At 71.0% G+C, this 13,753-nt stretch carries 7 protein-coding genes; 3 read left to right on the top strand and 4 right to left on the bottom strand.

Annotated features, from left to right (window positions below; translation table 11 throughout):
* Positions 1-16 precede the first annotated feature (16 nt).
* The gene (locus ACR9ZG_RS07970) at positions 17-1,678 is read right to left on the bottom strand and encodes a hypothetical protein (protein WP_481284288.1); all 1,662 of its coding nucleotides are present in this window, start codon (positions 1,676-1,678) and stop codon (positions 17-19) included.
* Between the two features lie 707 nt (positions 1,679-2,385).
* On the opposite strand from ACR9ZG_RS07970, the gene ACR9ZG_RS07965 reads away from it, so the two are divergent.
* The 3 genes from ACR9ZG_RS07965 to ACR9ZG_RS07955 all read left to right on the top strand — a co-directional run bounded on the left by ACR9ZG_RS07965 (position 2,386) and on the right by ACR9ZG_RS07955 (position 7,678).
* Positions 2,386-3,939, top strand: coding sequence for a SpaH/EbpB family LPXTG-anchored major pilin (locus ACR9ZG_RS07965; protein WP_481284287.1), 1,554 nt, complete (start codon positions 2,386-2,388; stop codon positions 3,937-3,939).
* Positions 3,940-4,027: 88 nt separating this feature from the next.
* On the top strand, positions 4,028-4,927 hold the full coding sequence (locus ACR9ZG_RS07960; protein WP_481284286.1) for a class C sortase: 900 nt from the start codon (positions 4,028-4,030) through the stop codon (positions 4,925-4,927).
* 153 nt (positions 4,928-5,080) lie between these two features.
* Entirely contained in the window at positions 5,081-7,678 is a 2,598-nt protein-coding gene (locus tag ACR9ZG_RS07955) for a LuxR C-terminal-related transcriptional regulator (protein WP_481284285.1), read from the top strand.
* 4 nt (positions 7,679-7,682) lie between these two features.
* Here the strand turns inward: ACR9ZG_RS07955 and ACR9ZG_RS07950 are convergent, their stop codons facing one another.
* The 3 genes from ACR9ZG_RS07950 to infB all read right to left on the bottom strand — a co-directional run bounded on the left by ACR9ZG_RS07950 (position 7,683) and on the right by infB (position 13,719).
* Positions 7,683-10,250 (bottom strand): helix-turn-helix transcriptional regulator, encoded by a 2,568-nt coding sequence (locus ACR9ZG_RS07950; RefSeq protein WP_481284284.1) that lies wholly within the window; start codon positions 10,248-10,250, stop codon positions 7,683-7,685.
* Positions 10,251-10,329: 79 nt separating this feature from the next.
* Entirely contained in the window at positions 10,330-10,842 is a 513-nt protein-coding gene (gene rbfA, locus ACR9ZG_RS07945; protein ID WP_481284283.1) for a 30S ribosome-binding factor RbfA, read from the bottom strand.
* Between the two features lie 87 nt (positions 10,843-10,929).
* Positions 10,930-13,719 carry a translation initiation factor IF-2 gene (gene infB, locus ACR9ZG_RS07940; protein WP_481284282.1) on the bottom strand — a complete coding sequence of 930 codons (2,790 nt, stop codon included), beginning with the start codon at positions 13,717-13,719 and terminating at the stop codon, positions 10,930-10,932.
* Between the last annotated feature and the right edge of the window lie 34 nt (positions 13,720-13,753).

Here is a 13,753-nt window from a genome sequence, read left to right as displayed (position 1 = left end):
CATATCGTCGGCAGCGTCAGATGTGTATAAGAGACAGAAATGAGCTCGACGTCGGTGATCCTCCCACGCCACCGGCAGCGGACAATGTCAGGAGAGCAGTTGACGTGGAAGCTCTGATCCGCATCTGGCCGCCAGCCCCACCGCCTGATCCCGAGTGGCCTCCGCCTCCCGGCGGAGCCATGCCGACCGCACCGTCGGACCTGACGACTCTGTTCGCGCCAGAGACAATGGAGTCGTAACTCATCACGACGATGCCGCCACCGGCACCGCCCAACGTACTGCCAGCGTCGCTGGACCCGCGCCCGCCGGCGCCACCCATCATCAGTCGCGGATTCGACGTGTTCAGGTAGTGCATACCATCCGGGATGGGAGCACTAACTGCGGCGTTTCCGCTTCCGCCCCTCGCAAAAGGAACACCCTGCCAACTTCCGGTAGCTGCGGCGCCACCGCCACCGCCACCGAACCAGCCGCCGCCACCACCACCGCCGCCGTTCGCACCACCACTAGACAGGTTGCCCCCCACTCCGCCGCCACCTCCGTACGAGCCGCCGCCACCTCCCGCGCTCCCGTCGTTCGCTGAGTCGACCATTCCAGCGAGCCCTCCTGTGAGACCATCTCCCCCGTTCCCAACGCTGCGGACGCCACCGCCACCGCCACCCGCCGTCGGGTATGTCGTATAACCCATACCATTCCGCGTGACGTCCATTTGTAGCGATGCCCCTGAGCCCCCTCCATCGGTTCCTCCGCCGCTGCCAGGACTCACGGCGGCTCCACTACCTCCGCCGCCAACGATTCCACCGCCGCCCCCCGCACCTCCATAGGCCCCGCGGAACGACGAGATGAATATGTTGGTGGGGCCGCTGGACGCTGCCCCGCCGTCAGCTCCGGCCGCCTTCTTGATGGTCGAGTAGACGGCGCCGCTCTCCGCTCCCCCAGCAACACCTCCGCCCGCGCCTCCTCGCGCCACAACAAATGGAGCGCCACCGCCCCCATCGATCCCACCGCCGCCGCGTCCTCCTTGCGCGTTGACCGTGTACTTTTCCGTGTCGGGCATGACGTAAATGCTCCAGTAGCTCGAGTAAGGAGCGCCACCGTCGAGCCCCCGCCCCGTGGTCTGACCTTGTCCGGTCGAGAGGGCAGGGACGACGGTGGTGGTAGGGGGATGGTCGGTGGTGAATCCGGCGCCTGTCGCGTCCACGTTGGCGTTGAGCTGCAGCGTCTGCCCCGCCATCGAGATCACGCCGCCCGTCGTCCCATCCCACGGCTTCGCCTTCACGTCGCCGCTCACCGTCGTCGTGCCGGTGTCCGAGTACGTGCGGACCAACTGCACCTTCTCCGACGACGGGCTGTAGCCCTTCGTGATCGCCGCCAGCGTGATCGTGCTGCCCGAGATCGCGGTGATGGTCGTGTTGTCGTAGTGGCCGAAGTTCGAGCCGGAGACGGCGGGCGAGACTCCCGTCATCTGGATGAGCATCACCTGGTCTCCGACCTTGAAGGCGGTTCCGGCACCGGTGATCGAGCCCGTCACCGTGACGGTCTTACCGGACACCGCGGACACCGCCTGATACGAGTTGATGATGCCCGAGACGGAGGTTGCCGCCACGGCGGCGGGTGCCGGCGCGAACAGCTGCTCGGAGACGACACCTCCGGAGAGCACGACGCCGCACGCGAGCGTCATCCCGAGGGATCGGCGCAACCAGTTGCGGCCGCGTCCGGACGTGGGACGTGCGCGACGAGCACGTGGCTTCGGGGAGGCCGGGTCGAGCCGGCACGGGTCTTTCGGGTTCATGACTGAGCTTCCTCGGATTGCATGCGGGATGACAGCGCCGGAGCGCACGTGCGCTTCCAGCTGACAGAGGCGACCCCTGCGTGAACGCGAGAGGTCTGCATGCGAGGGTATGGTCCCTGCAGCGGTCCGAACGCGGAGGCGGAAGCCCGATACGCGGGCTCTCATCCCAAGTACGCGTCCACGCCTCACTCCCTCTACGCATGGAGGCAGCCTCCGTACGCATACGACCGCGACGATCGTCGTCCGTGCGGCGCGAGAGCACACGTGAGCGATGCGCAGATTGCGGTGCCGGCATGCGTATTCGCAGGCTTCGACACTCATCCGGGGGTTCCCGTCCACATAGACTTCACGTTCTCACCCCCGTCCGGGTGCCCGGACCGTCCTCACGGGAGGGCGTAGAGCGGCGCCCGCGAAGCGTAGGCCGGGGTCGGCTGCGGCTACGCGAGCGGACGAGCCGCGTACCTCCGGCTCCGGACCCGGACGTAGATAGCTCTACGAACGCGAGTTCCGCATCCAGTATTTCTTATGCTCGCTGATGCACCACGGGCACTCTCCTGTGGGAGCAGCCCGAACCACAGAAAGCAGAAGGAACTCCCGTGCATTCACGTTTCACGCGGCGGACGCTCAAGCTCGTCGCCGTCTCGGCAGCCGGCGCGGTGCTCGCGCTGGCCGGCGCCTCGATGGCCTCCGCGGCCACGACGCCCTCGACGATCGACTCCACCAAGAAGGGGTCGATCACCATCCACAAGTACGAGATGCCCGCCACAGGCCCTGGCACGGAGGCCGACGGCGCCGACCACGGCTCCGGCGTGCTCGGCGGCCTGGCTCCGATGTCCGGCATCGAGTTCACCATCCAGCAGGTGAACAACGTCGACCTGACCACCAACGCCGGCTGGAAGTCGGCCACCTCGCTCACGGTCGCGCAGGCGCAGAGCCAGCTGTCGTCGACGAAGGCCACGGTCACCACCGACGCGAGCGGCGTCGCGAAGGCGGCCAACCTCAACCTCGGCCTCTACTACGTGAGCGAGACGAAGTACCCGGCGGGCGTGACCCCCGCTGCTCCGTTCCTCATCACGGTGCCGATGACCGATCCGACCAACCTCAACGCCTGGATGTACGACGTCCACGTCTACCCGAAGAACTCCAAGGCGAGCGGCTCGAAGACGGTCAAGGACGCCACCGAGATCGCCATGGGCGGCCCGGTCGACTGGACCATCCTCGCCGACATCCCGGCCGGTCCCGCGACGGACGGCTACAAGATCGTCGACCCGCTGGACAACCGTCTGGACTACCTCTCGACCGACGTCACGCTGACCGATGGCACGGCGCTCACCGCGTCCGACTACACCACGACCTTCGTCGCCGGCACCAACACCGTGAGCGTGGAGTTCACCGCGGCCGGCCGCACCAAGCTCGCCGCCGCGAAGGCCGCCGCCGCCTCCACCCAGGTCAAGCTCGTCATCCACACCAAGGTGAACGCTGTCAGCAACGGCATCGGTGAGGACGGCCACATCATCAACGTCGGCTGGGTCTACCCGAACCAGGCCAGCTTCGTCATCCAGCCGGGCACCCCCGGCTCGACCACCCCCGGCACGCCGATCGACCCCGCCAACCCGGTGCAGCCGCTCCCGGTCGGCCCTGTCGACACCAAGCTCGCCGAGATCAAGATCCACAAGCGTGCCGCCGAGAACCAGAGCATGTCGCTCGCGGGTGCCGAGTTCAAGCTCTACGCCACCGCGGCCGACGCCGCCGCCGGGACCAACCCGATCACCATCAGCGGCAAGAGCACCTGGACCACCGGCTCGGACGGCAACGTCACGATCACCGGTCTGCGTCAGTCGGACTACGCGGACGGCGCTCAGCTGACCTCCACCACCGACCCGAAGTACCAGTACTTCTGGCTGGTGGAGACCAAGGCCCCGACCGGCCGCGAGCTCCTGGCCGAGCCGATCAAGACGACCGCGATGGGCCTCGGCGCCCAGGCGACCTCGCTCGACATCGACAACGCCAAGCACAACGACGGGTTCACCCTGCCGTTCACCGGTTCGACGCTCAGCGCCACGCTGTTCTACGGCGCCGGCGCGCTGCTGATCGGCGGCGTCGTGATCGTCGCGATCCGCTCCCGCCGCAAGGCGGCCCAGCAGGGCTGACGCCTGCTCCGTTCGGGGGAAGGGCGGCACGACCGCCCTTCCCCCGAACCCATGCCACCGAACGACCGCGCGTACGAGGAGAGTCACGATGACGGAGCCGCGCCCACGTCAGAGCATCAAGCGAAGGCTGCTGCCTGTGCTGGGCGTCGCCCTCGGACTCGGCCTGATCGTCTATCCGGCGGCCGCCACCTGGTTCTCGGATCAGGCGCAGGCCTCTCAGCTGTCGACGTTCGCGACGAAGGCGGCACAGCTCGGTCCGGAGCAGGCCGACTCGCTGCTCGAGCGCGCACAGCGGTACAACGAGAACCTCCCCTACGGCGTGCTGCGGGACCCCTACGCGGCGACGACGCCGACCGCGGCGGATCAGACGGAGACCCCGGCCGAAGCCGACTACGGGAGCCAGCTCCGGCTTCCGGGGATCGACGTGATGTCGCGCGTGACGATCCCCTCCATCGGCCTCACCCTCCCCGTCTTCCACGGCACCAGCCCGCAGACCCTCGACAAGGGCGCCGGCCATCTCTACGGCTCGTCCCTCCCGATCGGCGGCTACGGCACGCACGCGGTGCTGACCGCGCACTCGGGTCTGGTCGACGCGACGATGTTCACCGACCTCGACAAGGTGAAGCTCGGAGACGTGTTCAGCGTCACGACGCTGAACCGCGCGCTGTACTACCGCGTCGACCACATCTCCGTGGTGAAGCCGGACGACATCAGTGCGCTCAGCATCGTGCCGGGCAAGGACTACGTCACGCTCGTCACCTGCACCCCCATCCATGTCAACACGCACCGGCTCCTGGTGCGCGGCGAGCGCATCCCGGCCCCGGACGCGCTGACGCGCCAGATCACGTCGGCCGCTCCCGCGCCTCCGTTCCCGTGGTGGGCCGTCATCATCGTCGTCGCCGGCGCCCTGGCCGTCGTCTATCTGGTGCTCCCGTTCGTGCGACGCGAACCCGCCTATCGAAGACGAGCGGACACGCCGACCGGCTGACACCGGTCACGCAGCAACCGCCGCCCGGTCACCCAACCGCAGCTCGAGCGGCCCGCATCCTCAGGTTCGGTGACCGATCATGAACCCGATCCACCATCCCGAGCGAACCCGGAGCCGATCATGTTCTCGACGTCCGTCCCAGCCGGAAGCCCCATGGGGCGGACGAGCCGTACCGCCGGAAGCCGCCACTCCCCCGCGGAGCCGCTGGTCATCGCGACCCGCGAGCGCCAGGCACGCGAGGCCTTCTGGTACGGCATCCAGCGCACATGCGTCGACGTCGTCGGACCCCGGCTCTCCGGACGGTCCACCGTCGTCGACCAGGTCGCCCGGCACTGCGCCGAAGCGGGGGTCGGCACGCTCATCGTGACGGGCGTCTCCGACAGCCTGCCGTACGACTCCCTCCGCGCGGCGCTCGCCAGGGACTCCGCCGGTCAGCACACCCCGGCGGTGCCCACGGGGTCGTTCCTCCCCCGGCTCGGCGAGCTCGCCCCGGCGATCATCCTGGTGGATGACGCCCATCTCGTCGACGCCGCATCGTGGAGCGTGCTCCGGCTCGCACATCGCACGTTCGGCACCACGATCCTGGTGACCGCTCCGCGAGTGGGGACGCGCGTGGCCCGCTCGACCGCCGGGTTCGCGCGCAGCCACGCGCGCATCGAGCTCGACCCCCTCGACGGCGACGACGTGCACGACCTCCTCCAGGCACGCCTGGGCGGGCAGGTCAGCCCGTCACTGGTCAGCCGAGTGCTCATCAAGTCCGGCGGACTCGCCGGCATCGTCTGCGCGATCACGAACGCGGCGGTCGCCGGAGGCCGGGTCCGCCAGGGGGACGGCTTCTGGTACGACCTCCCCGAACTGTGGGACGACAGCCTCTCCGCCGCCTACGCCTCACTGCTGGCCGAACTCCCTGACGAGGAGGCCGACGCGCTGGAACTGCTGGCCGAGCTCGGCGCGGTGGATGTCCGCAGGGCCGCGCAGCTGGTCGGATACGAGCGCCTCGAACGGCTCGAGAGCGCCGGCCGCGTCCGGCTGTTCACGCCGCACGGGAGCCCCCTCGTCGCGGTCGACCCGCCCGGGCTGGCGGATTTCTTCGCCCACAGCCGGTCGAGCGTGCGCAGGATCCGCCTCCTGGACGCGATCTCCGGCAGCGGCGACGGCACCCCGGACGGAGCCCGTGCGCGCCCGCTCGCCGACTTCTTCTCCGTCGGGCGCGTGGCGGCCGACGACCAGCTGCCGTTCGTGGCGCGCATGTTCGCCGAGGCCGGCCGCGCCCAATCCCAGCTCGCGCTCACCCAGTGGAGCGGGTCGCCGAGCGTCGCCGCCGCCATCCGCGTCCTCCTGCTGCGGCTGAGCCAGTCCAGCGACCGCAGCGCCCTGGAGCGGATCGTCTCGGAGACCCCGTTCGACGACAGCGCGGCGCGGGAGGAGCTGACGTTCCGGTATCTCCGCGCGCGATGGGGGATGCAGGCGGCATACCCGATCGACGAGGTGGAGGCGGACTTCGTCGCGGGTTGTTCGGAGAGCTTCCCCTTCCACGGAGCGCTGACCGCGCTGCAGACCGGCTTCCGGATGGAGCGCACCGGCATCACCGCCGGCGATCTGAACGACCTGGCGGAGCAGACCGAGCTGGACGAGGCGGACGGAGAGCTGTCCAGGATCGTCCTCAGCTACGCGCTGCTGCTGACGGCTCGACCGGACGAGGCCCTCGACCTGCTGTCGACAGGGTTCGCCGGCGCCTCCGACCTGCTGATCGCCCACGCCGCCGTCGCGCGGGGGCTCGCTCTGTGCGCGGCCGGTCATCACGAGGAGGCCGCCGCCTGGGCGACAGCGCACCTCGACGCCGCCGTGTCGCGCGGAGAGCGGATCGCTCTCGCGTGCCACGCCTACATCGCCGTGCTCGCCGAGTCCGCCCTCGGCCGGCTGGACCGCGCCTTCTCGATCGCCAAGCTGGTGTTCAGCCTCGATGTGTCCAGCAGTTGCATGCTCTTCGACACCGACAAGGCGCTCCTCAACCTCACCGCCGTGGTGGCGCTGCGGACCGGGAGGGAGTCGGCCGCGCAGTCGTTCGCGGCCCGCGCACGCACCCTCACCGGCGGCAGCGACGCGCTGCCCTTCAACGCCGACGGCTTCTACGACGCAGCCAGGCACCTGCATCGCGGCGTCGCGAAGACCGCTGCGGCCGTCCAGCGCGAGCTCGCCGCCTCGCTGAGCGCGCGGGGCTACCGATATGCCGCCGATGTGGCCACCATGCTGTCACTGAGCGCCGAATACGACCCCGAGCTCGCCGCGGAGTTCCGCGACCGCGGACGGGCCATCGGCGGCGAGCGGTTCGTCGTCTACCTCGACGGACAGGCCGCGCTGGCCGCGGAGGATGCGGACGAGCTGCTCCTGACCGGGCGCCGGCTGCGCGCTCTTGGCGCGCGCGACGATGCGCTCCAGCTGCTCACGCAGGCGCGACGGCTGCTGCGCGCCCAGGGCCGTGCGGCAGAGGCGGACGAGGCGAGGCTCGAGATCAGCGGGCTCCTCGAGGCCGGCGAGCCGGCCGACACGGGACTGGGGCATTCTCGCGTGGAGCTGACCTCGCGTGAGCGTGAGCTGGTCCGGCTGGTCGGTGCGGGCCTCAGCAACGCCGAGATCTCCGCCCGGCTGCACATCAGCGTGCGCACCGTCGACACGCACCTGCGCAACATCCGCAAGAAGGCCGGCGCCGGCTCCCGCGAGGAGCTCGCGATGCTCGCCTCGGCCGGTTGAGTCGTCAGAGCGACGGCGTCCGGCCGGCGATCCGCGCGAGGTCGTCGCGATCGACGGCGCCCGTCTTCTGCCGGATGTTGCGCAGGTGCGAGTCGACCGTGCGAACGCTGAGCCCGAGCCGTTCGGCGATCTCGACGTTGGAGGCGCCGACCGCGACCGCCCGGACGATCTCCGCCTCCCGCTCGCTGAGCCCGAACTCCTGGATCGCGCCGCCCGGCGCGTGCACGCTCTCGTCCAGCAGGTCGCGCAGCTCCTGCTGCGCCCGCTCCCCCGCCTCCTCGTCGGCGCGCGCCCGGTAGAGCCGGGCCGCCTGGCCGAGCAGCTTCATGGCCTGGTCCCGCGCCCCGAGCGTGCCCAGGGTCCGTCCGGCGGCGACGAGCGCGGCCGCGTCGTCGTCGACCTGCGCGCGCAGCCCCGCGATCCACGCGCGATACAGCTCGCCCGCGGCGGCGCCTCCGGCGGCGGGGGTCGCGCTCGCCTCGGGATCGAAGTGGGCGAGGACGGCGAGCATCTCCAGCGTCTCGGCGGCCAGCAGGTAGCCCCGCTCCCGCAGCGCGGCCGCGGAGCCGCGGTAGCCTGCCGCCGCCGCCTGCGAGTCACCCTCCGCGGAACGGCGAGCGGCGACGAGGAGGTCGGGAACGCCGAACGGAAGGCCGTCGCTCCTGCCGCGCAGCTCCGCCGCACGCGCCGCGAGAGCCTCGGCGGCAGCGAGACGCCCGGTGCGGATGGCCACGAACGCCAGCAGCGTCAGCACGGCGCGGTCGGGTCCGAACGGCAGCCCGCCCGCCTCGACGCCCGTGCTGAGCACGAGCTGCGCCGTGGCGAAGGCCTCGTCGAACCGGCCGAGGGCGGCACGGCTCAGCACCGCCACGTAGGCGTGCCCGACGAGACCGTCACGATCGGCCTCGGCGAGGCAGCGGTCGAGATGCGCGGTGGCCCAGGCCTCCGCCTCCTCCAAGCGGCCGGCCGCATAAAGTGCGAGCCCGCGAGCGTACTCGTGCGAGGCGGCCAGTGCCGAGGGACGCGCGGGCGACGGCGCCGCGTCCAGCACCGCGAGTGCGTCCTCGCCGCGTCCGGACACGATGTGGACGAACGCCAGCACCAGCCCTGCGACCGCGGCGTTGATGTCATCACCCGCGAGAAGCGCTCGCAGCTCACCCGCATCCTCCGGACGCGGACCCGAGGTCTCTGCGCGGAGGCCGATCACGAGAGCGCGCACAGCGGGAAGGAAGGCGAACCCGGCCGGGAGTCCGTCGCAGAGCGCATGCTCGGCCGCCTCGGCGCCGGGCCCGGCCATCAGTCTCCAGCGGGAGGTGAGGAGGCGGAAGGCGAGCTCCTCCCTCTCGTCGCCGCCGTCCAGCTCGGTCTCCGTGCAGACCCGCTCGATCAGCTCCGGCGTCCGCGGCCCGGAGAGCTCGAGACCGAGCAGCCGGACAGCCGAGGCGATGGAACGCGTCCGCGCCCACTCCGACGCGGTCGCCGACCGCGCCGCCGCGAACGCATCCCGGAACATGTGGGCGAGATGCGGCAGGTCGGTCGCCGGTGCCGTGGCTTGCCCGAGTCCGCGGACGAGCGGAAGGGCCTCCCGTCCGGCGGCGGCCGGAGCATCGCCTGGGCGGCGGGTCGCATCGGCCTCGGCGGCGATCCCCGAGAGCAGCCGCTGCCGGCGCACGGAGGGGCGCTGATGCAGGAAGTAGTCGGTGAGACCGGGAGGATCGACCGACACCAGCAGGCCGGCCCCGGCGGCGAAGGTGCGGATGAGCTCCGCCCGCTCCAGCCGTTCCACCGTCTCGGCGCCGACGACCCTGGCGGCGGTCTCCACCTCCACGGCCCCGGAAAGTGCGAGCGTCTCGACGGCCTCGATCATCGTCTCGTCGCTGCCGTCGAGCACCGCCTCGTACACGGCGTCGAGCTCGGGCGACCAGAGGTCGGGCAGATCCGTCCACAGGTCGTCGCTGCGGCGCACCCGCCCCGCGGCGACCGCCGCGTCGGCGATCGCGGTGACCAGTCCGACCCGGCCGGCCGACTTGGTGTGGACGCGGGAGGCGAGGGAGGGCGCCACCCCGCCCTCCAGCCGGTGCGCGAGAGCGTCGTGCACCTCGTCGAGCGTGAGCGGCTCGATCCGGACGCGCACCGGCGGGCTCAGCCGGGTGAGCGAGCGCGCGTCCGGACCGGCACCGCCCGCCCGCACGCTGCAGATCAGCGGGACGGAGGCGGTGCGGTGAGCGAGGGCCAGTACCTCCCAGGACGGCAGGTCGATCCGGTCGGCGTCGTCGACGATCAGGGCCGCCGGGCGACGCTCGGCGAGCACGCTCGCCAGCCGCGCCGGGGCCGGCGTGCCAGGACCGGCCGCTTCGGAACCGTCTGTCAACGCGACGCGGATCGACGCCAGTGGCAGCTGTTCGCCGACACCGCGCACCACGACGGTGGAGAAGCCGGCCTGGCGATACTCCTGCTCGACCAGCCGCAGCAGGGATGATCGGCCGGAGAGCCGAGGCCCGACGACCTCGACGTTGCGCCCGTCCGTCGCGCTGCGGAAGATGCGCCGCGCCTCCGCTCCCCCGTCGGACATGGGCGTGACCTCGCTTCGCACTGGAACCCGTATGAGAAATATCTTCTCGTGCGGGTGCCGCCGTGCGCAACGGCGACGTCTAGCGGCGGTCGGCCGCCTCGTCGTCGAGGTCGTCCTCGTCGAGGTCGTCGTCCTCGTCGAGGTCGTCGTCGAGGTCGTCGTCCTCGTCGTAGTCGCGCGGCTTGATGTACGGGTCCTCGTCGCCGGCGTACTGCGCGGAGGCGGCCAGGTCGGCCACCTCGGTGTCGCGCTGGCGCGCCTGGCGCAGCAGGTCCTCGATGTGGGCGGCGTTCTCGGGGATGGCGTCGAGCTGGAACTCCAGCGTCGGGGTCAGCCGGGCGGTGATGTTCTTGCCCACCTCGCTGCGCAGCATCCCGGTCGCCGCCTTGAGCGCCGCCGCGGTGCCCTGGCGCTCCTCCTCGCTTCCGTACACGGTGTAGAACACCGTGGCGTGCTGGAGGTCGCCGGTCACCTGCACGTCGGTGATCGTGACGAAGCCGAGGCGCGGGTCGCGCAGGCCGCGGTCGAGCCGCTTGGCGATGATGACCTTGATTCTGTCCGCGAGCTTCCTCGCGCGTGCCGGATCGGCCATGGTCTTCTCCCTACCTTCTGTCGGCCCGAAGGCCTTGTAGCCCGAAGGCCCGGCGGACGAGCCGCGGGGCCTTCGGAGCGCTCCGGATCAGACGCGCGGCTTCTCGCGAAGCTCCGTCGTCTCGATCTCGTCGCCGACCTGGATGTCGTTGTACTTGCCGAGGCCGATACCGGCCTCGAAGTCCGTACGGACCTCCGTGACGTCGTCCTTGAACCGGCGCAGCGACTCGATGGCGAGGTTGTCCCCCACCACGACGCCGTCGCGGATGACGCGCGCCTTGGCGTTGCGCGTGATCGTGCCGGACCGGACGATGACACCGGCGATGTTGCCGAACTTGGAGGAGCGGAACACCTCGCGGATCTCGGCCACACCGGACTGGACCTCTTCGAACTCGGGCTTGAGCATGCCCTTCAGCGAGTTCTCGATGTCCTCGATGGCGTTGTAGATGACCGAGTAGAAGCGGACGTCCACACCCTCGCGGGCCGCACGCTCGCGCGCCTTCACGTCCGGGCGGACGTTGAAGCCGATCACGATCGCGTTGTCGATGGTCGCCAGGTCGATGTCCGACTCGGTGATCGCGCCGACGCCGCGGTGCAGGATGCGGAGGCTGACCGACTCGTCGACCTCGATCTTCATGAGCGACTCCTCCAGCGCCTCCACGGCACCGGACACGTCGCCCTTGATGATGAGGTTGAGCGCCTCGACCTTGCCCTCCTCCAGGGCCCGGGTGAAGTCCTCGAGCGAGATGCGCTTGCGGGCCTTCGCCAGCTGCGCGTTGCGCTCGGCGGCCTCGCGCTTCTCGGCGATCTGACGGGCCGTGCGGTCCTCCTCGGTGACGAGGAAGGTGTCGCCGGCTCGCGGCACGCTCGACAGACCCTGCACCTGGACCGGACGGGACGGTGCGGCCTCGAAGACCGCGTCGCCGTTCTCGTCCGCCATCGCACGGACGCGGCCGTAGGCGGTTCCCGCCACGATCGCGTCGCCGACGCGGAGCGTTCCGGACTGGATGAGCACGGTCGCGACGGCGCCGCGGCCCTTGTCGAGCTTGGCCTCGATGGCGACACCGCGTGCGTCCTTGTTCGGGTTCGCGCGCAGGTCGAGTCCGGCGTCCGCCGTGAGCAGCACCGCGTCCAGGAGGTCCTGGATGCCGATGTCGTTGCGGGCCGACACGTCGACGAACATGACGTCGCCGCCGTACTCCTCGGCGACCAGGCCGAACTCGGTCAGCTGCTGGCGCACCTTGGCGGGGTTCGCGTCCGGCTTGTCGATCTTGTTGACCGCGACCACGATCGGCACGTTGGCCGCCTGGGCGTGGTTCAGCGCCTCGATCGTCTGCGGCATGATGCCGTCGTCGGCCGCGACCACGAGGATCGCGATGTCCGTCACCTGCGCACCACGGGCACGCATGGCGGTGAACGCCTCGTGACCAGGGGTGTCGATGAAGGTGATGGCGCGCTCGATGCCCTCGTGCTCGGTCCAGACCTGGTACGCACCGATGTGCTGGGTGATGCCGCCGGCCTCGCCCGCCACGACGTTCGCGTTGCGGATGGCGTCGAGCAGGCGCGTCTTTCCGTGGTCGACGTGACCCATGACGGTGACCACCGGCGGACGGATCTCGAGGTCCTCGTCGGACTCGCCCTCCAGCTCGGCGTCGAGGTCGATGTCGAAGCCCTCCAGGAGCTCCTTGTCCTCGTCCTCGGGCGAGACGACCTGGATCTTGTAGCCCAGCTCCTCGCCGAGCACCTCGAAGGTGGCCTCGTCGAGCGACTCGGTCGCGGTCGCCATCTCGCCCAGGTGGAAGAGGACGGTGACCAGCGACGCGGGGTTCGCGTCGATCTTGTCGGCGAAGTCCGAGATGGAGGCGCCTCGGCGCAGCCGGATGACGGTGCTGCCGTTGCCGCGGGGGACGCTCACGCCGCCCAGCGACGGGGCCTCCCGCATCTCGAATTCCTGACGCTTCGCGCGCTTCGACTTGCGGGCCTTGCTCTTGCCGCCGCCGCGACCGAACGCGCCGGCCGTGCCGCCGCCCGGTCCACGACCGCGACCGCCGCCACCACCGGGACGCGGGCCGCTGAAGCCGCCGCCCGGACGCTGGAAGCCGCCGCCGGCACCCGCGCCGCCACCGGCACCGCCGGGACGCTGCTGGAAGCCGGGACGACCACCGCCGCCGCCCTGACGCTGACCACCGGGACGGCCCTGACCGCCCTGGCCGGGCGCGCCGATGCGCGGCGAGCCGGGACGCGGCGGGGCCGGACGCGGGATGTTGCCCGGCGTCGGCCGCTGGCCCATGCCCTGCGAGCTCGAGAACGGGTTGTTGCCCGGCCGCGGGGTGCTCGGGCGCTGGCCCATGCCCTGGCTGGTCGAGTACGGGTTGTTGCCGGGGCGCGGGGCGCCGGGGCGCGGGATCGACCCGCCGCCCGGGCGGGCGCCGGACGGCTTGACGGCGTCGGGCCGGCTGCTCTGCGGCTTGGCCGGCGCGGCCGTGTCCGTGGACGTCTTCTCGGCGGCCGACTTCTCGGCGGCCTTCTCAGCCGCGGCCTTCTCGGCGGCGGCCTGGCGCTCGGCGACCGACATCGGCGCCTGCGGCTTGGGCGCGCCGGGGCGCGCCTCCTGCGGTGCCGACGACTCGGCCGGGCGCGGGGCCTGCGGGCGCGGGGCGCCCGCCGACGGTGCGGCGGCCTTCGGCGCCTGCTGCGCCTTGTCGGTGGTGTGTCCTTCGGCCTCGAGGGCGGCGCGCAGCTTGCGGGCCACCGGAGGCTCGATGCTCGAGGACGGGCCCTTGACGAACTCGCCCATCTCCTTGAGTTTCGCGAGCGCGACCTTGCTGTCGACGCCGAGCTCGCTCGCGACCTCGTGTACGCGTGGTTTTGCAGCCACAAATTCTCCTGTCTGGGCCTACCCAGACAGGGCA

This window comes from Leifsonia sp. KNZ12-8B (genome assembly GCF_056755495.1).
The sequence above is the reverse complement of the archived record's forward strand: the minus strand, read 5'-3'. Positions and strand labels throughout refer to the sequence as shown.